The following is a 21,284-nucleotide window of genomic DNA, read 5'->3' as shown; positions in this document are numbered from 1 at the left end:
ACTTGTAAAATATTCCTGAAAGATTTATAATGAATGCATGATTGAAAGTCAATTTTTCGGAGAAATGATTTGTGTTTCTTACGGGGCTTTGGCTGCAGAACAGGAAAGTGTGTTGGCGTATGGAAGAGAAGGACTCTTCCCGGGAAGGAGAAGGTATGGAAAATAAGGTGATGAAGTTTTACTCAAAGGCGGGGAATAATATTATCCTGAGAGCAATACCGGGGCATTTTGCAACGAGTCACTCCCATATCAATTACTATGTGGATATGACAGGGCTGAAGACACGGCGCAGTGAGGCGGCGGCAGTAGGAAAGGCTTTTGTGCAGAGGCTGCCTATTGAGACTGTGGTAGATACCATTGTATGTCTGGACGGTTGTGAGGTCATCGGCGCTTATATGGCGGAAGAACTGGAAATGGGGAATTTTCCTTCCATGAATATGCACAACACGGTTTATGTGGTAACACCGGAATTTAATATGAATAACCAGATGATTTTCAGGGATAACCTTGTTGGAGAAATTCAGGGGAAGAATGTCCTTTTGCTTCTGGCTACGACCACGACGGGAATGACCATGCGCAGAAGTCTGGAATGTATTGAGTATTACGGAGGAAAGGTTCAGGGGATCTGCTCGGTGTTCAGTGCGGTGAAGTCGATTAATGGGCTGCGTGTGGAGGCTATGTTTGATACCAGCGATATTCCCGGATATCAGGCTTATGAAGTGCACAATTGTCCGATGTGCAAGGCAAAACAGAAGCTGGATGCCATGGTAAACGGATATGGGTATTCCAGGCTGTAGGCGGATAACCGGGGAGTGCCTATGAACTTTTATTCTTTGTGTTTACGGAGCTTCCGGCTTGATGAACGTTGCATGCGGCGGGGTATTGGACCGGATGCCGTATAGTATGGAAGGTTCATACAGGGAAAAGAATGGGATGGCTTTTTGCTGTGCGAGACGGAGCTCTTCAAGCGTATCGTAGGAAATACGCCGGATTTCAAAGTCGGGCTGTGCAGAAAGGGTCAGGATACCGTAGGAGCTTCTCGGATCTCCGTCATAGGGGGCACCGATACTTCCTGGATTACAGGAAAGGGTATTTTCCCAGGCGAAAAGTGACGGGATATGCGTGTGGCCGCAAATCAGCAAATCGGGCGATTCAGAGAACGGAGGGAGCTGTGGATAATGGCTGAGGAATATCCGGAATCCTTCCCGTTCCAGAAGAAGGCTGCGGCGGAGGGAGGCCAGGTAAGTCAGGGCCGGCTCCGGGAGCTCTTTTCTGGTAAAAGCTGTGAGTGCTGCCTGTCTGGCGGTGAGCCCGCCGGCGGCCAGAAGCCAGTCATCCGTGTTTCCTGCAACGGCCGCCAGGGTGGGAAGTCTTTGAAGCTGCCGGAAAACACCGGCAGGGTCAGGGCCTTTGGTGAAAAGATCACCCAGCAGTATGAATTTTTGTATATGATTTTGTCTGCAATCCTTCAGCACCGCTTTTAAGGCGGTGCTGTTTCCATGTATATCGGCAAGAAGAGCGATACGTTCCATTTCAGGTTACTCCTGTCCGTTTCTTTTGGAGGAAACGTATTTGAGGGCCATGAGGATTCCTGTGGTAAGAAAGACACAGATTACCGCCATGGCGCAGCCTACGGATACACTGCCCTGTTCAAATTCACGCATGATGAAGGTGGAGACGGTGAGGGTGCTTGGCGGCGCCACCATGGATGCGGCAACCAGTTCCCGGAAGGAAATGATGAAGATCATCATGAATCCGGTGAGGATGCCTCTGAAAATAAGGGGAAAAGTAATGGTACGGAAAATGTAAAAGCCGGATCCGCCGAACGTCCGTCCGGCCTGTACCAGACTGTCACCCAGCTGGATAAAGGCGGAGGTGGTATACTGCACGGCGTAGGGAAGGTAGAGTACAACATAGGTTAAAATCATGATGCCCAGGGTATTATACAGAGGCAGTACGGGATAAAGCAGGTTCCAGAAAAGCATAATCCCGATTACGAGGACAATACTGGGAAGCATCTCGGGAAGCAGGCTTATGCCCTCCAATATTTGGGAAAGGAAAGCGGCTTTTTTCCTGCGTGCGGCAAGAACGATGACAACACCGATGGCGGAGGCGATGAAAGCGGCGGCAAAAGCCAGAAAAAGGCTGGTGAATATGGCATTGCGCCCTTTGGAATTGGCTGAAAAAAGCGCCGCATAATGGGCCAGGGTAAAATTGCCTGCCTGCAGTCCATATCCCCGCAGTTTGATGAGGGAAGTCATTATGATGGAAAAATAGGGAATCCCGATGGACATAAAGAATATCAGAAGGAGATATCCCCATGCCAAAATGCTTTGGAAAACGGGCAGCTTTTTTTGTATGGAGCGCGAACCCTTCCCTCCCACCAGCCGGTAGGTATGCCTGGCAGTAACGGTATTCTGCAGCATCCACATAAGAATACAAATCAGCACAAGAACGGAAGAAAGGGATGCCGCTTTTCCGAAATCTATGGGAGAGGTCGTGCTGTGTCTGTGTATGTCCGTGGTGAATACATAAAAACCAATACGGGTTCCGAAGGTTGCAGGAGTGCCGTATTCCGAGAGGGTTTTAACAAAGACCAGCAGGGCGCCTATCGCATAATTGCCGGAAAGAAGAGGGGCCAGAATGCGGCGGAAGCGGTAAAAGAAATTTCCTCCGAAAATCTGTCCTGCCTCATCCAGGCTTGAACTGATATTCAGCATGGCATTTTTCAGGATGCTTATCATAAAAGGCAGCACATGGAGTGACATGACCAAAACCAGGCCCCAAAAGGAAAAGAAGCTTTCGCTGAGTCTTCCGGTAAAGGGGAAGAGCTGCTGAAGCAGTCCATTTTTCTGCATAAAAAGGATGAATCCCATGGAGCTGATAAAGGGCGGGGTCATGAAAGGGATCATGATGACGATATCAATCCATTTATGCTTTGCCAGCTGGGTCCGGGTGATCAGATAGGCAAAGGGGATGCCGAGAATGGTGGTGACTAATACAACGGCGGCTCCCAGCAGGAGGGAATTGGTGATGGTACGCAGGTTTTCCGGATTGAATATAATGTTCAGGGCATAGGAGAAATCAGGGCGGCCATCTATTATGACCGCCCTGGCAAAGATCATGAACAGGGGACAGAGAATCAATACGGCGAGGCAAAGCAGAATAAGGAGATTAATCCCGTTCTGTAAGGTTTTCCAGTGTTTCATAAGGGTTCCTCATTTATTTACAGCTGTTGACCAGATCTTCGGCAATCCGGGCGGAATTTTCCATCATCCAGCTCCAGTCCAGGTCAAAGGTGGGGATATCGGCAGCATTGGTCCGTTTATCCGTAGTGATATCGGTTCTTCCGGGAAGCAGGTAAGCATCACATACCAGCTGCTGTCCCTCATCAGAAAGAAGGAAGTCCATGAAAGCTTTGGCATTGTCCGTATTCTGGCTGGTTTTCAGTATCATGGCAGGGCGGGGGTTGATTACGGTGCCGCTGGCAGGATAATAGATGGAAAGCGGTTCGCCCTTGTCCATGGAGGAATAGGCGTTGTAGTCCACACCAGCTATGAGGATTGCTTTTTCACCCGTGGTTACGGCTTCCAGGGCAGCCTTGTTGGCTCCGGGATTGGTCAGGCCGTTCGCCACCCAGCTGTCAATTACGGACCGGGCTTCTTCACCGAAAGCATAGCTGTAGCCGGAGAGAAAGTCCTTGCAGGCGCCGGATTTTACCGGATCCGGAATGGCAATGAGATCCTTATAGGCAGGGTCGCTGCCCAGTTCCGCCCAGTCGGCATCCAGCTGGTCAATCTGCGTGGTGTTATAAATGACGCCAACGGCAGATGCGCTGTAGCCATAAATTTTTTTGTCCGCATCTATCCAGTCAGGATTCATTTTATCCGCATTGGCGGGTTCATAGCTGAGGACCTGATCGTCCTGAATCATGCCGAGTCCGTCCGCCCAGGAAGCCATGATAACCACATCCGCAATAGGATTGGCCTTTTCCGCTTCCAGTCTCGCCAGAATTTCACCGGTGGTACCCTGGAACATTTCAACCTGTACACCAGTCTTTGCCGTGAAGGCTTCTGCCATTTTATCGGCAAGGCCTGCGGGAGAAGGACAATATACAACAACCTTTCCTGAGAGAGCGGCCTGTTCTTCCTGAGAAGGTGTTTCCTGCCCGGAGGCTGCTTCGGGAGAGGAAGTTTCCATGGCAGCTCCTTCGCTGCCGGACGCCTGGGAAACGGTTTCCTGGGGAGACGCGGAAACCGTGCTGCCGGAAGAGGTGCCGCAGCCTGCCAGGCCGAGGGTCATTGTTATTCCTAAAAGTACGGCAAGTATTTTCTTTTTCATTTTGAAATCCTCTCTTTACTAAAAATGTATAATGTGGTTTCTGTTGATTGACAGTGAAATTTCTGTTCCCGGCGTGTATTTCTGCCTTGCAGGTATCCGCCAGGGAAATCTGCCGTTCATAACCTGCACTTCGTAATGTTCGCCCAGAAACTGTACCGAGGTTACCGGGAGCTTCATATAGACATAATCGGGGCCGGGGGTATGCAGTTCGTCGATTCTTATATTTTCCGGCCGGACCATGCTGGAATCGTCAAGCCAGTTGGCGTGTCCCACAAAACCGGCGACTTCCTTTCGGGAAGGGGAGCAGTAGATATCCTCCGGGCGGCCCTGCTGGAGAATCCGGCCGTTATCCAGGACGATGATGGAGTCGGATATTTCCATGGCCTCCAGCTGATCATGGGTTACAAAAATGGAAGTGATATTCTTTTGGGATACCAGGCTTCTGACCTCGCTCCTCATTTCTTCCCGCAGGCCGGCATCCAGGGCACTGAAGGGTTCGTCGAAAAGGATACAGGAGGGATGAATGGCGATCGCCCTGGCAAAAGCCACCCGCTGCTGCTGTCCTCCGGAAAGCTGGTGAGGATACCGATCTTCAAAGCCGGTGAGGCGTACGTCGGAAAGCGCCTGCATCACCTGTTCCTCAAGACCTTTTGTCCGTCCTCTGGCACGCAGGCCGAAGGCTGTATTTTCAAATACGGTCATATGGGGCCACAGGGCAAAATCCTGGAAAACGAATCCCAGGCCTCTTTTTTCAGGAGGGGTACACAGGCGGGAGGAGGAAGAAAAAATACAGGTATCATCAAAGTAAATCTCCCCCTCATCAGGAGTTTCCAGTCCTGCAATGATGCGCAGCAGCGTTGTTTTCCCGCAGCCTGAAGGACCGAGAAGCGTGGTAAAGCGGCCGCTTTCGAAGACAAGGCTGATATCGGTTAGCACCGGGTTATCCCCATAGGATTTGGTAATATGTTTCAGGGTGATTTTCATAACAACTCCATTTCTCCGGCTGGATTATTCGGCCGCCGGAAGGCCCTGCAGCTTTAAGCTCGGTTTTATTGTAGAGAATCTTTCTCAGGTAAGCCACCGTCCTTTTGTCAAAGACCTGTAAAAAGAATGTAAGATATTCTGTCAGTATCTGTTAATTTCCATAGAATTCTTCTATACTCGGAGGCGATGGTACCGCAGCTGCCGGATGTACCGGGGCTCAAGGAAAAAGAGAAAGGGAGGAATGGGAATGAATGTGGATAAGTATCGGATTCTTGTACTGCTGAGTCAGGGGGATAAGCTGTCGGAAATTGCAAGAAAGCTGGGAATGAGCCAGCCGACGGTTTCTTTTCATCTGAAATCGCTGGAAGAAGGGCTGGGGGTGCCTTTATATGTGATGGAGGATCATCGTGTGGCGCTTACGGACGCGGGGCTTAATCTGGCTTCTTATGCCGGTGAAATCGTGCAGATGGAGGCAAACCTTCAGAAAAAGGCGCAGGAATATAAAGAGTGCAGGGAAGGGAGTATTCATATCGGGACGACTTTATCGCCTGGTATCGCGCTTTTGCCGGGAATACTTGGGAAATACCGGGAGAGCTGCCCGGGGATACATGTGCAGCTGGAGTCCGGTTCGGCGCGGACAATAATACGTAAGACCCAGGAGAAGGAATTGGATCTGGCTTTTGTATCCGTAACCGGCTCATTGCCTTCCTGCTTCGAGGTGCGCAAAATCAGGGAGGACAATCTGGTGCTGATATATCCGATGGCGCTGAAGAGCTTCATGGAGCCATATGGCGGAGGGGAGGCGGATTACCGGGGATTGGGGCAGTTTCCTTTTATACATCATTCACCGGAATCTTCTACGAGGAAAATGACGGAAGCATTCCTGGAGCGGGAAAGGATGGTATTCCGAAATACAATAACTGCCGATAATATTTTTATTATGAAGGAGCTGGTGCGCAGGGGAGCGGGAATCAGCATGGTGCCGGCTTCTTTTCTGGAGGAAGATGAGCAGGGAATCGGAGTGCTTTCCGTACCGGGGACTGAGCTGCGAAAGGAGATTGTGCTGATCTGCCATAAGGAGTATTACAGGCCTCCGGCGACGGAACGTTTTCTGGAGTGTGTGGGAAATTGGAAACATACCGGAAAAAGCTCATAACCTAGGAGTAAGACCAAAGCCGGTGTTATGGGAGGATGTCATGAATTCACAGAAGCTGGAGAACCTTTTGAACCTGAGTCTGGATTCTACTATGGAGGAGCGGGAAAAATCACGGATATTGAATGTGGGCTTTGACAGGGAGGATAAAACGTGGGAACTGATAGTAAAGTTTCATGGAGACATAAGCCGTCTGGCAGATGAGGGAATCAAGGTGGAGATTCTTCTTGCAGGCTATGCGATTATCACCATTCCTGAAAGCCTGATACCGGCGCTCACCGCTCTGGATGAAATTGAGTATGTGGAAAAGCCTAAGGAATTGATATATAACGTGTATGCTGCCAAGCAGCAGTCCTGCTTTCCCGCAGCCGGTTCTTTTTATGTGGAAAGGGAAGCCGCGGGAAATGGAAACCTGACAGGCAGGGGATGCCTGGTGGCCGTGCTGGATTCGGGGATTGATTATACTCTGCCGGATTTCAGAAACAGTGCGGGGAGCAGAATCCTTTATCTGTGGGATCAGTCCCTTATACCGGATGCGGAAAAAGGATTCCTGCCTCCGGAAGGATTTTCTTCGGGAGTGGAATTTACACAGGAACAAATTAATCAGGCGCTTGAGGCGGGAGAGCGGGAAGGCTTTCAGCTCGTGCCCAGCATTGATGTTTCGGGGCATGGGACGGCGGTGGCGGCCATTGCGGCGGGAAGCAATACCAATGCCCGCTATACGGGAGCGGCTCCCGGCTCTTCCCTTCTTATTGTGAAGCTGGGGCAGGCGGGAAGCGGTTCCTATCCGCGGACGACACAGCTGATGCGGGGGATCACCTACGCTCTGGGAAAGGCACAGGAGCTGGGGATGCCTCTGGCGGTGAATCTGAGTTTTGGAAACAGCTATGGCGCGCATGACGGCTCCTCTCTTCTGGAACGGTTTATGGATAATGCCTCCGAAGTATGGAAAAATGTGATCTGCGCCGGAAGCGGCAATGAAGGGGCTGCGGCAGGCCATACCTCCGGACGGCTTCCGGGAGGACGTACGATGGGCACAACGGGGCAGACAGGGGGAAGGCAGACGGTAGAACTGGCGGTGGGAAATTATGAAAGCACAGTCAATGTACAGCTGTGGAAAAATTTTGCGGACAGTTTCCGGATTACTCTTCAGGCCCCTTCCGGAAGCCAGGCCGTGGTGCCGATGGATCAGCCCGGAAAAACCGAGCTTGTCATTGAGCAGACCCAGATTCTGATTTATGTGGGGGAACCCTCCCCTTATTCCGTGAATCAGGAGATCTATTTTGATTTTCTGCCGGTGGAAAATTATATCAATGCAGGAGTATGGGCCTTTTTGCTGGATCCGGTCAATATCCTTACCGGAGAATATCAGCTGTATCTGCCTGGGCAGGCCGTGAGGTCGGAGGATACCCGCTTTTTTGCCCCCACACCGGAGCTGACGCTCACCATTCCTTCCACGGCGGGGAAACTGATTACCGTGGGGGCGATTCAGGGAGCTTATGACGCCTATGCGGATTTTTCAGGAAGGGGTGTGCTGAGTATGGAGGAGATGCCGGGCTTCCCGAATACCAAACCGGATATAGCGGCTCCGGGTGTGAATATTATGGCGGCAAGAGCAGGTGGCGGCTACGAGTCTTATACGGGAACCTCCTTTGCAACCCCTCTGGTGACGGGGGCTGCGGCGCTGATGATGGAATGGGGGATCGTAAGAGGAAAGGATCCTTATCTGTATGGGGAAAAGCTGAAGGCTTTTCTAAGAAGGGGAGCAAGGAATGTGCGCGGGGAGAGAACTTATCCGAATGACAGGACGGGGTATGGGGCTTTGTGCGTGAATGACAGCTTTCCTGGATAAGGTGGGCCCAAAACGCCATCAGCAGGCATGATTTGTACCAGCGGCGGAGTTATCTTTTATAATCCTTTGAATAACATTGACGGTATGATAAGTATTGTATATAATAATACCGATGACCAGGTGGTCATTAGAGGAGAAAATAAATTTATGCCTGCTAAAATTTTTGAAGAGTTAAGTGAAGAAAAGCGCAGAAGGATTATAGCCGCCTGTATAACAGAGTTTTCCGAATATGGATATACTGGCAGCTCCACCAATAGAATGATACGGAATGCCGGTATCAGCAAAGGGAGCCTGTTTCAGTATTTTCGGAATAAGGAAGAACTTTATTTCTATGTACTTGATTGTGTGATTCAGGAACTGACGGAATATTTGGAACCAGGGAGTAAGGCGCTTCCGGAAGAGTTATTTGACAGAATAATCAAGTATGCTGAACTGGAGTTTTCCTGGTATATCAGAAATCCGGAAAAGGGCAGGCTGATTATAGATGCGTCGGCGGGGAAAGACACGGCAGTCTGCCAAAAGGTTGAGGAACGGTACCGCCTGAAAGGGCAGGATATTTATGATAGCCTGCTGGAGGATATCGATGTATCAATGCTCAGCGGAGATAAGCAAAAAACGGCAGATATCCTGAAATGGTTTCTTAAAGGATTTAATGAGGATTTTAATACACGTATTGAGCTGCAGGAGGGTATGGATTTCGGCGGGCTGCAGCATGATTATATAAAAAGTCTGAGTGATTATATGGAGCTTCTGAAGTCAGGCATTCTTACCGGAGAAAAGGAGAGGTGAAATTATGTTTTATGGGGCCCGCTGCTGCAAGGCAGTTCTGAAAAATGATACTATGAACTATATTATGTTTGGAAAAGGTACGAAACCTCTCGTTATTTTACCGGGCTTAGGCGACGGGCTGGCCCCTGTCCATGGACAGCTGCAGGCAGTTATTTTTGCAATTAATTATAAAAAGTTTGCGGAACAGTTCAAAGTATACATATTCAGCAGAAAGAACAGCCTGACAGAAAATTACTCTACAAGGGATATGGCAGAAGATCAGGCGGAGGCTATGAAAACACTGGGGATTTCCAACGCATATGTAATGGGAGTCTCGCAGGGAGGGATGATAGCCCAGTATCTTGCCGTGGATCATCCGGAGTTGGTTGAAAAGCTTGTGCTGGCAGTCACTCTTCCGGGGCCAAATGAAAACATGCGGAAAACGGTCAATGGCTGGAAGAAGATGGCGGAAGAAGGGCAGTATAAGAATTTAATGATCGATACGGCGGAAAACTCATATTCGGCTGAATATCTGAAAAAATACCGTGTTTTTTATCCGATTCTCGGGAGGATTGGAAAACCGAAAGATTTTGAAAGATTTCTTATTCAGGCGGATTCCTGTCTCCGGCATGATGCCCGATCCGAATTAGATAGAATAAAGTGTTCCACATTGGTTATAGGAGGCAGCTGTGACAAAATCGCAGGGGCTGATGCATCTGTTGAACTAAATGAAAAAATAAATAAAAGTGAATTGATCATGTATCAAGGCCTGGGACATGCCGCCTATGAAGAAGCAGAGGATTTTAATGACAGAGTTATCCGTTATCTGATGAAATAAAGGCTGATGAAATAAAAAAGGAAATGAAGTGGACACAGGGTTTTGACTGCCATTATAATAGGAGAGGGGGAGTCTTTTTACAGAAAGGGGACGGTTATGAAAAAGACACAATTTGAAAAGAAAAAAAAGTTCCGCCGCCTGGCAGCGGTATCTCTGGCATTATGTATGGCAGCTGTCGGTATGGCGTGCGGGAATGGGGAGGCTGTTTCTTCTTCCACAGAGGATCTTACATCAAAGTACCGCAGCGAAGCGGCTTCGCAGGAGGATGTACCAATAGAGGAGGCATTTGCCATATCCTATCTCGATTTTTCCCTTCAGCTGCTGCGGGACAGCAGAACTTCCGGAGAACAGAAAAAAACGGAGGGCGGAGAGGAAGATAAGGCTTCCCGGGGAAGCAATACCATGGTATCCCCTCTTTCCGTGCTGACAGCGCTGGAAATGACCCGGGGAGGAGCCGGAAAGGATACGCTCCGGCAGATGGGAGAAACCATGTATCCCGGAATAGATCCGGAAGAGGGGAGAAAAGAATTATTATCCTGGTGCAGACAGCTGCCGGACGGAAAGGGCGGTCAAATGAGCATGGCCAATTCCATCTGGTTTAACAACAGGAATGAGGATTTTGTCCCGAATGAGGAGTTTTTGGAAAAGAATGCAAAAGAATGGAAGGCTCAGATTTATGGAGCGCCTTTTGATCAGACAACGCTTAAAGATTTGAATGGCTGGGTGGAAAAGAACACGGACGGGATGATAACCAATATTCTGGATAAGATACCGGAGGCGGCGATTATGTATCTTGTCAATGCGGTGGCTTTTGACGGAAAATGGGAAAAGCCTTATGAAAGCTATCAGGTTCATGATACAGACTTTTATCCGGAAGACGGAAGTGAAGCTGAGGTTCCCATGATGTATTCGGAAGAATCCCGATTTCTTAAGGATGAGCATTCGACGGGGTTTGTTAAGCCATATGTAACAGGTTATTCATTCGTGGCGCTTTTGCCGGAGGAAGGCCTGGCTTTGGAAGACTATTTAAAACAGATGAGCGGTGAAGGATTTTTACGTTTGATGGAGGAGGAAGAGCAGACGGCTGTTTCCGCGGGGATGCCGAAATTCAAGGCGGACACAAGCCTGGAGCTGTCGGAAATCCTGTCCGGCATGGGGATGCCTCTGGCTTTTGACGCGGACCTGGCGGATTTTTCAGGGATCGGAAGCTGCGGAGACCTGACGATTCATATTGACAGGGTTATTCACAAGACACATATTGATGTGGATGAGCTGGGAACGAAGGCGGGAGCGGCTACCGTGGTGGAAATGCTGGCGGAGGGTGCTATGATGCAAATGGAGAAGGTTATATTGGACAGGCCGTTTCTTTACGCGATTGTGGATGAGAATACAAAGCTGCCGGTGTTTATTGGGACGGTGGAAAAGCCATAATGGCAATATCCCGGCATAGAGTTTCAGGAATGCTGTACCGGGCAGACAAAAATGGATAAAGTACAAAGGAGAGCGCCATGGCAACCTGGATGGTTCATTTAAGAATTGCGGACGGAATCATGAAAGAAATCCCCAAACTGGAACGACAGGAATTTATTATGGGGAATATAGCTCCTGACAGCGGAGTGCCGAATGAAGACTGGTCGGTATTTACGCCGAATACCAATGTCTCTCATTTCAAGACAGACGGAGAAATTACAGTTCCTTTATTCCGTGATAAATATATGAATAAAGAATTGTGGGTAGGTTATTCGGAAAAGGAAAAATCATTTTTTCTGGGTTATTATGTACATCTGCTGACGGATGTGCTGTGGAAGGAAAAGATTACTGACCCTTCCATGCAGCGTTTCAGTGAATTGTTTGAAAAGGATAAGGATGCTATATGGAAGTTAAAAGAGGACTGGTATGATCTGGATCATCTGTTCCTGAAAAAGAATCCTTGTTTCCGTACTTTTTTGGAATACGAAAATGCGGTGGGATTCACCAATACCTTTATGAAGGAATTTGCGGAGGATGCCCTGGATAACCGAAGGGCCTATGTTTCCGATTTTTATCGGGAAAAGCATGAAAACCTGGAAAGGGAATATCCTTATCTGAATGAACAGGAAATGGGACTGTTTGTAGGAAATACGATTGAACTTCTGACCCAAAGGCTGCTCGAAGAAAAGTGGCTGGTGGAATAAAAAAGTATTGCATGGCGTAATGAATAATGTATGGAGCACTGGATGAGAGGATAAAAAATGCCGTTTACGATGATACATCTGCACGTGGCCATGAGAGCGGCGGGCAGTAAAACAGAAAAGAAAGAAGAATTTCTTCTGGGCAGTATTGCACCGGATGCGGTGCATTATCTGCCGGATTATACCAGTTCGTATAAATGCAGAAGCCATTTGCTTCCGGACGGGATCCCGTGGGGAACCTGTGAAGGAAGAAACAATGAATTGTGGGAAGAAAATATAAGGAAGTTTGTAATACAATGGGCCGGGGTGGTGGAGAAGGATTTTATCCTGGGATATGCAGTCCATTTATTGACGGATCTTTTTAATAATGTTCATGTGTGGACACCGTTAAGGTCGGGCGGGCTGGTGGATACCAGCCAGGGGATGGAAAGTGTATATCACAGGGAATCGGTGCGGATGAATACGTATTTGACCTGTCAGATGACGGAGCGGGATGGAATCCGGGAAGCGCTGGAAAAGGCGGAGCCTCTTTCCATTCCGGGAATTATCGGTATTCCGGAGATTGTAAAAATGAGGCAGCACGATTTGGCGTTTATGTGTGAGCCAAAGGAGGCACCGGATATCCAGATGAACCAATACTGTACATTGGAAAAGACGGAATGGCTCATAAGGGAAGCGTCGGATTATGCCGCCGGAGTATTGGGGCTTTAGCATTCTGCCCGCTTCTGTACAGGGGTGACGCGATCCTTTTAAAGCTTCATATCGCGGATACATAAAGCGATCTGATAAGGAAACAGATCAGCGGTGGTTTTCAGATCATTGTTCAACAGCCTTTTTATATTCTGAATCCGGTAATTTACCGTATTGCGGTGGGTATATGTAGACCGGGCGACACCGATGAGGCTTCGGTCGTTTATTATGTAACTGCGCAGGGTCTCCACATAGCCTATACCTTCCCCCTGGTCTGAATAGTGAATTTTGTCATATTCCTCCAGAGGACCCAGAAGCCTGTCCGCGTAGCTTCTCAGAATATCAGGATCCTCCGTGGAAAAAAGGATACCGAAAACACCCATTTGATTAAAATCAACAATAGGCCTTCCCATTTGCCTGGACATCTGTACGGCGATCCGTGCCCGCCCAAGCGCCTGCTTCAGATTGTGTATGCCCCGGCAAGCGGGGCCTATCCCCAGAGAAAGCTGCTTCCTTTCAAAGAAACTTGAAAAAATACTTTTCATCTGGCAGATGAGTTCTTCCGCTTTTTCCTCAGGAAAATCATTTATGGCAAGAATATATAAATCGTTCACTTCTATTAAAAAGTAAGGGAATCTGATTTTGCTTCCGTTCTGCCACAGGCCGAATACGTTTTCCAGCTTCAGCACGGACTGACGGAACAGGACTTTTTCTTCCGCGGTATATTTGGGCAGGAGGCAGAAAATCCGGAATGTGCCGTCCAGATTGTATCGGTTTCCGATGTCCTCCAGAAAATCTTCCGGAACCTCTTTCCCGCGAAGCAGGCGTTCAAAAAGAAGGGCTTCCTGTCTTTCCTTATGCATTTGGCTCATGATACGCATACAGTAATCCTGGATCAGATCGGTAATGGAAATTTCCCAGGGCATTTCCAGAAGAGGAAAATCGTGAGCTTCACACCAGTCGATAACTTCCTCGGGAATCTGCTTCAGATACATTCCCGTATTGATGATAATTCCGGTGCTTTCTGCATTTTTCATGGAGGAAACCAGGCGAAGCAGCCAGCCTTCATTGCCGGCTTTCATTCCGGTAGTGACGGCGAGTTCTTCTCCGCTGAACCGGTTGATTATGGTTTCGTCCTCCAGCATATGAACCCAGCCGGTAACATTATCCATCCCGTTTTTCCCCGCCAAAATCCGCAGCTTATATTTTCCTTTTGTCTCTTCATAAATTTCCCAGAACCGGATCGCCATAATAATCCTTCTTTCCTGTGCTTATGTATCGGCAGTACATATTTTTCCTGTTTTTTTCAGGCTAGCAGATTATAGACGAAAAGTCCAGGAAAATATATAGTATAGATGTAAAGAAACAACAGGGATCTACCTAAGGAGGTCGGGTTATGAACGCATTTGATCTGGACTATATGAATAATGTAATGCTGTCTGAGCAGAAGGTTGAATATCCCGAGTGGGTGGCAACCGAGAAGTTTTATAACTGTGAGAATTTCGGAAGAATATTCGCAGGCAGAGAGCCTTTAATCAGCAGTCTGTTCGGAAGAAAACGAGGGAAGTGATGACTTTCGTACAGGACTCGTATCATGTTATTCAGGAATAAAATGTAAATATAAGATATGGAATGTGTATTTGTCTCCGGATCCGTTGGATCCGGAGTTTTTTTTGAAGAAAGGCCTTATATATGGCGTTTGTTTTGTGTGTCGGGATTGCGCAACCTCAAAGTGACAAAAAGATAAAAAAAGATATGCCAGGTTGGTGGAGGAGATACCTGCCAGCTGGTACAATAGCCATATCAGAAAAAAGGAGGGACGAGAGATGAGTTTTGGAAAAAATCTGCAATTTTTAAGGAAAATGCATAATTCAATGACACAGGAGGAACTGGCGGAACGGATGGGGGTGTCCCGGCAGACAATATCAAAATGGGAATCGGAAACAGTGTATCCGGAAATGGAAAAAGCTTTTGAACTGTGTCAATTTTTTTCCTGTTCCATGGATCGCCTGTTTCGGGAAAATATGAATATGGAAAATGAAGCCTATTCCCCGGTCCGTATTGAGGAGCTGGAGGCTTTCCGAATGGTCCGTTATGTGGTTATCAGCCATGATCCGGAAACGGATGCACTCAATCATATGAAAAGATGGGCGGAAGAAAACGGCATATCCGGATCCTGGGGACATGTAAACCGGATTATAGGCTGGGATTTTCCCTATCTTTCACAGGAACAGGTTAATGTATTCCATATGCATGGCTATGCGGCGGCTTGTATTCTTCCTGAGGATTTTACGCCTTCCTGTAAAGATATGGAAGCAGTTGCCCAGGAAAAGGAAAAATATGCGGTAATCACTATAACGGAACCTTTTAATAATCCGTTCGAGCTGATACCTAATGCCTATAAAACCATCATGTCTTATATGGAGGTAAACGGGATAAAGCATAAGCCTGACGGGAAATGTCTGCCTTGCTTTGAATCGGAATATGAAAAGGACGGCGTGAGTTATATGGATATTTATGTAACAGTGGATATGAATTAAGGGCAGATAGCTATGCTGTTCTGCCGGGAAAAGGTATCATTCGGTTTCAGAGGTTCTTTTTTGTATCAGCCGGGTCCGGCTTGTAAAAGGAGATATGCCCGATCAATATTACAGGCCGGACATGGTATTAACTGGAATATTTGTGGACTGTAACTATAGCCAAACGAACAATCTGGTGACAAAATATTGGTTGAATGCCAAAGTAAATTCCAGTGACAAATGAAATTCTAGAATGCCAAAGAAAATGCGGGGTTGAGCCAACTTTTTCTTTGGCATTTTTGATAGAAAGATGTATGATAGTTAGGGAAACAGTCTGTTTTTCTGCATGGAAAACAGACAACCGGAAGGGTGTCTATCAAACTGAATTCCGGTTGTCTGACTGAAAGAGTATGCCGTTGTCGTGCAGTATGTCTGTTTCAAAAATGGTTAGCGCTGTTTAAGCAGTGCGGGTTTGAGTAGAACCTTGTCAGGTTCTACCGGTTCCAAACGAAGAAGTTTGAACAGCTTCTCGTCAAGCAGCATGGAGGCAAGTTCAAATGGCGTCCTGCCATTTAAACTGCCTCTTGCCGTGGAATTGATGTGATTCACAGCAAGGGTTATATATTTCTGCGTCATAGCGTCAAAAGAAGTTCCTTTTGGCATGATATAGCGTAAGAACTCATGATTCTTTTCTAATCTCCCTTTTTGATAAGGTGCATTTGCATTGCAGTAAAATACCTTTGAAAGAATTTCCCCATATTCATCGCATTCCATAGCCCATGGATTAGAAAATTCAGAACCTCTGTCAGTAAGAATTACAGGAAAGAGGCGGGAAAACACTTCCGTCCCTAATTCCCTTTGAAGAAAATGAAATACGTTAATGACAGACTCGCTTTTTGTATTATCCATGAGAAAAGCTAGCATAAAGGTACCGTTTCTAAAAAGCATGGTAAGAATAACTTTACCCGGCTCCGGACCAACTACCGTATCCATTTCAACCACGTTTGTTTCAGGATACTGTTCGAGATACTCAAGAAAATGGGTGTAGGTTCTGCCGATGGTACATTCTCTCGTTAACTTTTCGGAAGTGTCAGATTGCCTGCGTGGTTTATATTTTACTTTTCTTGGAAGATCAATGTTTCTTACGGAAAGAATACCGGAATCAATGTAACGATAAAGAGTGCGTTCCGAGCAGGGGATTTCTTCTTTGTGTTCTGTAAAAATATGATCCATGGTTTGTCCGTTGAGAATGAGAGGTGTCACAAGCTCGTCTAAGGCAGCTCTTTCTTCCGGGGTAAGATTAATTCCCTGTCTGCATTCATGCTTGGTCTGTTCATAAGAAGTATCCGCATCTTTGGCCCGATAGAAAAACTTATCGTGTCGGCAGGCATGATTGGAGCAGCCATTGCAGACATAGGGAGGCTTTTTGAGTTTCGGACAAAGATAAGGGAAGAAATCCGGGCAATGCTTTGTGCAGTCACAGGTTTTGCTGCGCTTGCAAGGATAATTGCAAAGTTTGCCATCACATATACGGCTGCGATTGCAGGAGGAAAGCAGAGCACAATTATTTTTCAGATGATAATGACTGCCGTCTTTAGGCCTTCTATGTTTTCGAATCTCTTTAGAGATAGTGGAAGGATCCTTTTTCAAAACGGCAGCTATATCTTTAAAGGAATCATGATTAGACAGAGCCTGTTCGATGTAGATTCTGTCAGAGAGAGTCATATATTTTTGTGTATGAATTGATTTGGACATAAAAACTCCTTTCCAACAGACATACTGCAATGTCCATTGTAAAGGAAGGAGTGTCAAACTTAAATCTGGTAGGATATATGAACTGGAATTCACTTTGGCATTCTAGGGGTGACAAAATATTCGTGATAAACAGCTTGCAGTCAGTCATAATTTATGGTAAAGTTTCTTTACGGCATCTTCTGGTTTACAGGAGGCCTTATCAAATCAATTCATTCGCCGTAACTATACGGCATCATGGCGTATCAGCCATCAGTTTTTCATTTTATTCTTAAATATGCTATGAAAGGAGGAGTGTCTGCGGATTAGATCAGATTATATTTTTTATACTTTTTTTCAGGCGTTCGGAAGTCAGAAAAGGTAGTAATGAAAAAAGAAACAAGGAAAAAAATAAGAAAATGTATTTTTACGGCAGCCTTTTTCCAGGCTTTTATTTTCGTGGGTGCATTTCTGATAAAATTACCGGCTGCAGCGGAGTCTGACGGAAGTGTGTCCACTGCTATTGTTCATCATCATGAGGGAGGAGAAGACACAGGAGGAGGCTGCTACACAGAAATACGACATCAGCATTCCAAAGAGAATGGCTGTTACCGTTCCGGTAATTGTACGGTGACGGTCCATGGAAACGGCGGTTTCTGGTCTCAGGGAGATGCCTGGTGCGGCTGCCATGGACAGGTGCATGAAATCTATCAGAACGTGATTCGAAAACACAGCAGCTGCGGCGCGGCGGATCAATATACACAAATCCATTTTACGGAACATCATGGTCCCGGAACGGATGGTTTCAAGGGATATGACAGCAGTACGCACGGCTTTGATACCTTAAACTGCAGCCGTGAAGGAGAAGTGCTGGGTTATGAGAGAAAATGCGGCGCGGAGGAAGGGGAGGAAGTGGCTGTGTTCACTCTGCGTCCTGGCACCACAGTGTGGACAAGAGAGCTTACTCTCCGTGCATCCTGTGAAATAAAAGGAAATATTTCCATAGCATCGGAGGGCTATATATGGAATGATGGAAGCCCTTCGTCACAGTCGGAATTTATCGTGGAAAAGAACGGGACATATACCTGCAGGCTGAATGCGGGTACAGATAATAATTCGGCGGAAGCGCCGGTTTCCATTACTGTTGCCAATATCGATCGGAAAGGTCCGGAGATCACTTCCATTACATGCCCTGAGGAATGGACTGCAGATAATGTGACGGTTAGCGTGCAGGCCGGTGATTTGCAGGAAGACGGCAGTGAAGGCAGCGGACTTGCCGATGAAGCATACAGTTTTGACGGCGGAAGCAGCTGGCAGGGGAATACGTACACTTACATGGAAAATGGATCTTACTTAATAAAGGTCAGGGATATTTTGGGCAATACAGAGGAAAAGGAATTAAATATCCGTACGATTGATCGGACGGCGCCGAAAATAACTGTTGCACAGGATACACAGGCAAATGTACTGATGAATACGGTAACAATCAGCGCAGAGGATCTCCAGCCGGACGGAGAACCAGGCTGCGGATTGGCTGAAGAGGCATATTCCTTTGACGGAGGAAAAACGTGGAGTACCGATAATGAGCTTATCATAAAAGAAAATACTACTTTGACGGCAGCCGTCAGAGATGCGTTGGGGAATATAGCGACAGAGGAAATATCCGTTTCCAATATTGACACGACCCCTCCGGAATTCAGCCTTTCCATATCTCCTCTGGATTGGGCTGAGGAATGCCGTATAACAGCGGAGGGACGGGATAAAAATGACGCAGGCGGGGAGGGATCCGGCAGCATCCAATACTCCTTTGACGGAGGAAAAACATGGAGTACCGGGAACTCATTTACAATAACAGAGAACGGAACCTATCTGATAAAAGGAAAGGATGCACTAGGAAATACGGCGGAAAAAGAGATTACAGTAAACAATATTGACCGCACCGGTCCCACGCTCAGGCTGACTCAGACTCCGCAGGTGTGGCTGTATGGGAACGCGGTAATTAAAGTAGAAGCACAGGATCTCCAGCCGGACGGAAGCCAGGGCTGCGGACTCGCCGAACAGCCTATTTCCAGGGATGGAGAGGAATGGAGCACAGATACGGAATTCGAATGCAGCGAACCGGGAACCTATACCTTTTACGGAAAAGACCTGCTTGGAAACATATCGGAAAGTACAATTGTGGTACGCAGGTTTGCAGTTTCAGGAGACGATGGAAATAATGGGGGAGGCAATAACGGAGGAGGCAGTCCGGGAGAAAAGGAAAGTAACGATTCCTGTTCCATGCCGCAGGAAAAAACGGAAAGAGATATGCTGCCAGGGATCGCCCTTTTGCCTGATACGGATATCAGCAGCAGAGGCGGCAAAACAGAGAATGTAAAAAAAGCGGAAAACACCAGGAAATTAAATTTACATAACAGGGTAAAAGGCTCGGAGGACAAACAGACAGAAGCGGAAAACGGCATCGGAAAAGAGCGGCTGTCCGGAAATGAAAGTCCCCGGGAAACGGAAAAACTGACTAAAACGGATAGACAGCAGGAATGTATCTGTACTGACAAATGCGGAAAACAGGGAAATGAGAGCTGTCCTTTGTGCAGTCTTTGGCCGGAAAGATGCCGGGCCAAGGGATTCCAAAATACGCAGCTTTGCCTTATCATATTGGGAATTTCTGTATTTCTCGGCGTATTTCTTTTGGAACTTCTCGTCTATATCAGACCGGTATTTCTGTATGGGAAAAAGGAGAAAGGCTCTTATGGTTTTGCAGGAATTCTCTTTGTCGGCAAAAAAGAAGACCTGTGGCAGATCACCCTTTACAAATCCCGTTATGATTCGTATAAAACAGGGGAGTTCCGTCTGCAGTGCGGTTTATGGGGATATTTTCATGAAGGTGAGCCGCTTATGATTTCATTGGAAAATCTTATTTTCAAAAAATTTGAAGTATCCGGTAAATTAGATTTCCGTCTTTAAATTATTGCGGCAACCCATTCGGAAATGCCGCCGGAGAGAAAATACTCTAAGAGGCAGGCGCTAAGGAATCCTGGGAACTGCAGTCAACGGATACCATAAGATGTTTGAACTGTTGATTTTTATTGATCGGAAAACAAGATTATTGTATAATGGAGGTAAATAATTGAGTGAAATAAAAATAAATGCAAAATATAAGGACAGGCTGTTCCGCTGGATTTTCAGCAGCAAAAAGGAACTGTTGGATTTATATAATGCGGTAAGAGGCACAAACTATACCGATCCGGAAGCCCTGGAAATCACGACGCTGGAGGATGTGGTATATATGGGTTTTAAAAACGATATTTCATTTTTAGTGGATGATGTTTTGAATTTATATGAGCATCAGAGTACTTACTCACCCAATATGCCGGTGAGAGGGTTCCTGTATCTGGCGGATATTTACCGGAAATATTTGGAGAGCCGTGATGAAAATCTGTACAGCAGCCGTCTGGTGCAGCTGCCATTTCCTCAGTATCTGGTTTTTTATAATGGAAGCAGGGAAGAACCGGATCGAAGGGTACTGAAGCTGTCAGACGCATTTTACAGACTGCCGGGATTGGAAAATACGGAGCCTTCCCTGGAGTGCCATGCGATTATGCTGAATATCAATCTGGGCCATAATAAAGAGCTGATGAGAAAATGCAGGAAATTATGGGAGTATGCCAAATTCATTCAATGCATAAGGGAACGGCTGGCTGAGGGGAAAACGCTGGAACAGGCCGTGGATGAGGCGGTGGAAGCCTGTATCAGAGATGGTGTTTTAAAGGATTTTTTAATTGGCCACAGAGCGGAGGTAAGAGATATGATCTTAGCCGAATATGATGAGGAACGCCATATCGCAAGTGAAAAGCAGATTAGCTGGGAAGAAGGAAATGCTGCCGGAAAAGCAGAAGATATCCTTTCTTTGCTTGAAGAATTAGGGGACATACCGGAGGGACTGCGCAGTAAAATACTGCGGGAGTCCGATTTGAATGTTTTAAGAAAATGGCTGAAAGAAGCGGCAAAGGCGGAATCAGTAGAGGCTTTTGCAGAACATATATCGTGAGGAAAAGCTATTCATCACGATGATGAAAGGGACAATTCAGGGAAGCTGTATCTGTATGTACAAAGCGGCAGATACAGCTTCCTCTGTTTTTTACTCTCTTTTTATGGTATACTTAAGCCGTTTGTACAAAGCAGAACAGGGAGTGGTTGACCGGGGAACGGGCAACATTCCCAGGCTGTATGGAATAGA

18 protein-coding genes are annotated in these 21,284 nt (G+C 47.0%); 12 read left to right on the top strand and 6 right to left on the bottom strand.

What is annotated here, in order from left to right; genetic code table 11:
- Positions 1 to 155 precede the first annotated feature (155 nt).
- Positions 156 to 797 (top strand): orotate phosphoribosyltransferase, encoded by a 642-nt coding sequence (locus tag BLA28_RS30295; protein WP_016360319.1) that lies wholly within the window; start codon positions 156 to 158, stop codon positions 795 to 797.
- Positions 798 to 839: 42 nt separating this feature from the next.
- Here BLA28_RS30295 and BLA28_RS30290 read toward each other — a convergent pair whose 3' ends face one another.
- The 4 genes from BLA28_RS30290 to BLA28_RS30275 are packed head-to-tail and all read right to left on the bottom strand — an operon-like array spanning position 840 to position 5,325.
- Positions 840 to 1,532, bottom strand: coding sequence for a metallophosphoesterase family protein (locus BLA28_RS30290; RefSeq protein WP_069155466.1), 693 nt, complete (start codon positions 1,530 to 1,532; stop codon positions 840 to 842).
- 6 nt (positions 1,533 to 1,538) lie between these two features.
- A complete protein-coding gene (locus tag BLA28_RS30285) occupies positions 1,539 to 3,209 on the bottom strand; it encodes an ABC transporter permease (RefSeq protein WP_069155467.1) in 1,671 nt (556 codons plus the stop codon).
- Positions 3,210 to 3,222: 13 nt separating this feature from the next.
- Positions 3,223 to 4,341, bottom strand: coding sequence for an extracellular solute-binding protein (locus BLA28_RS30280; RefSeq protein ID WP_069155468.1), 1,119 nt, complete (start codon positions 4,339 to 4,341; stop codon positions 3,223 to 3,225).
- An 18-nt stretch (positions 4,342 to 4,359) separates the two neighbouring features.
- On the bottom strand, positions 4,360 to 5,325 hold the full coding sequence (locus tag BLA28_RS30275; RefSeq protein ID WP_069155224.1) for an ABC transporter ATP-binding protein: 966 nt from the start codon (positions 5,323 to 5,325) through the stop codon (positions 4,360 to 4,362).
- A gap of 247 nt (positions 5,326 to 5,572) precedes the next feature.
- On the opposite strand from BLA28_RS30275, the gene BLA28_RS30270 reads away from it, so the two are divergent.
- From BLA28_RS30270 to BLA28_RS30240, 7 genes are all read left to right on the top strand, one after another.
- The gene (locus BLA28_RS30270) at positions 5,573 to 6,481 is read left to right on the top strand and encodes a LysR family transcriptional regulator (protein ID WP_069155469.1); all 909 of its coding nucleotides are present in this window, start codon (positions 5,573 to 5,575) and stop codon (positions 6,479 to 6,481) included.
- A 40-nt stretch (positions 6,482 to 6,521) separates the two neighbouring features.
- Positions 6,522 to 8,330: a S8 family peptidase gene (locus BLA28_RS30265; RefSeq protein WP_069155226.1), complete on the top strand. Its 1,809-nt coding sequence runs from the start codon at positions 6,522 to 6,524 to the stop codon at positions 8,328 to 8,330.
- A 147-nt stretch (positions 8,331 to 8,477) separates the two neighbouring features.
- Positions 8,478 to 9,119 carry a TetR/AcrR family transcriptional regulator gene (locus BLA28_RS30260; protein WP_169897324.1) on the top strand — a complete coding sequence of 214 codons (642 nt, stop codon included), beginning with the start codon at positions 8,478 to 8,480 and terminating at the stop codon, positions 9,117 to 9,119.
- A 4-nt stretch (positions 9,120 to 9,123) separates the two neighbouring features.
- Positions 9,124 to 9,936, top strand: coding sequence for an alpha/beta fold hydrolase (locus BLA28_RS30255; RefSeq protein ID WP_069155471.1), 813 nt, complete (start codon positions 9,124 to 9,126; stop codon positions 9,934 to 9,936).
- A gap of 96 nt (positions 9,937 to 10,032) precedes the next feature.
- The gene (locus BLA28_RS30250; RefSeq protein ID WP_069155472.1) at positions 10,033 to 11,367 is read left to right on the top strand and encodes a serpin family protein; all 1,335 of its coding nucleotides are present in this window, start codon (positions 10,033 to 10,035) and stop codon (positions 11,365 to 11,367) included.
- Between the two features lie 77 nt (positions 11,368 to 11,444).
- Complete coding sequence (locus BLA28_RS30245; protein WP_069155473.1) at positions 11,445 to 12,110, top strand: zinc dependent phospholipase C family protein; 666 nt, start codon at positions 11,445 to 11,447, stop codon at positions 12,108 to 12,110.
- Between the two features lie 57 nt (positions 12,111 to 12,167).
- Positions 12,168 to 12,818 carry a zinc dependent phospholipase C family protein gene (locus BLA28_RS30240; RefSeq protein ID WP_069155474.1) on the top strand — a complete coding sequence of 217 codons (651 nt, stop codon included), beginning with the start codon at positions 12,168 to 12,170 and terminating at the stop codon, positions 12,816 to 12,818.
- A 38-nt stretch (positions 12,819 to 12,856) separates the two neighbouring features.
- On the opposite strand, the gene BLA28_RS30235 is transcribed toward BLA28_RS30240, so the two are convergent.
- Positions 12,857 to 14,047 (bottom strand): PucR family transcriptional regulator, encoded by a 1,191-nt coding sequence (locus BLA28_RS30235; RefSeq protein ID WP_069155475.1) that lies wholly within the window; start codon positions 14,045 to 14,047, stop codon positions 12,857 to 12,859.
- Positions 14,048 to 14,193: 146 nt separating this feature from the next.
- On the opposite strand from BLA28_RS30235, the gene BLA28_RS33900 reads away from it, so the two are divergent.
- Positions 14,194 to 14,367, top strand: a complete 174-nt coding sequence (locus BLA28_RS33900) for a hypothetical protein (RefSeq protein WP_169897323.1) — start codon at positions 14,194 to 14,196, stop codon at positions 14,365 to 14,367.
- Between the two features lie 256 nt (positions 14,368 to 14,623).
- A complete protein-coding gene (locus BLA28_RS30230) occupies positions 14,624 to 15,337 on the top strand; it encodes a helix-turn-helix domain-containing protein (RefSeq protein WP_050018471.1) in 714 nt (237 codons plus the stop codon).
- A 426-nt stretch (positions 15,338 to 15,763) separates the two neighbouring features.
- Here BLA28_RS30230 and BLA28_RS30225 read toward each other — a convergent pair whose 3' ends face one another.
- A complete protein-coding gene (locus tag BLA28_RS30225; RefSeq protein WP_242880537.1) occupies positions 15,764 to 17,164 on the bottom strand; it encodes an IS30 family transposase in 1,401 nt (466 codons plus the stop codon).
- 270 nt (positions 17,165 to 17,434) lie between these two features.
- On the opposite strand from BLA28_RS30225, the gene BLA28_RS30220 reads away from it, so the two are divergent.
- Together BLA28_RS30220 and BLA28_RS30215 are read left to right on the top strand one after the other, a co-directional pair.
- Positions 17,435 to 20,011, top strand: a complete 2,577-nt coding sequence (locus BLA28_RS30220) for a PKD domain-containing protein (RefSeq protein WP_069155477.1) — start codon at positions 17,435 to 17,437, stop codon at positions 20,009 to 20,011.
- Positions 20,012 to 20,174: 163 nt separating this feature from the next.
- A complete protein-coding gene (locus tag BLA28_RS30215) occupies positions 20,175 to 21,095 on the top strand; it encodes a hypothetical protein (protein ID WP_069155478.1) in 921 nt (306 codons plus the stop codon).
- Positions 21,096 to 21,284: the final 189 nt, after the last annotated feature.

The organism is Eisenbergiella tayi (assembly GCF_001881565.1).
Lineage (GTDB): Bacteria > Bacillota > Clostridia > Lachnospirales > Lachnospiraceae > Eisenbergiella > Eisenbergiella tayi.
Note: the sequence above shows the minus strand (reverse complement) of the source record. Positions and strands in the feature narration are given on the sequence as shown.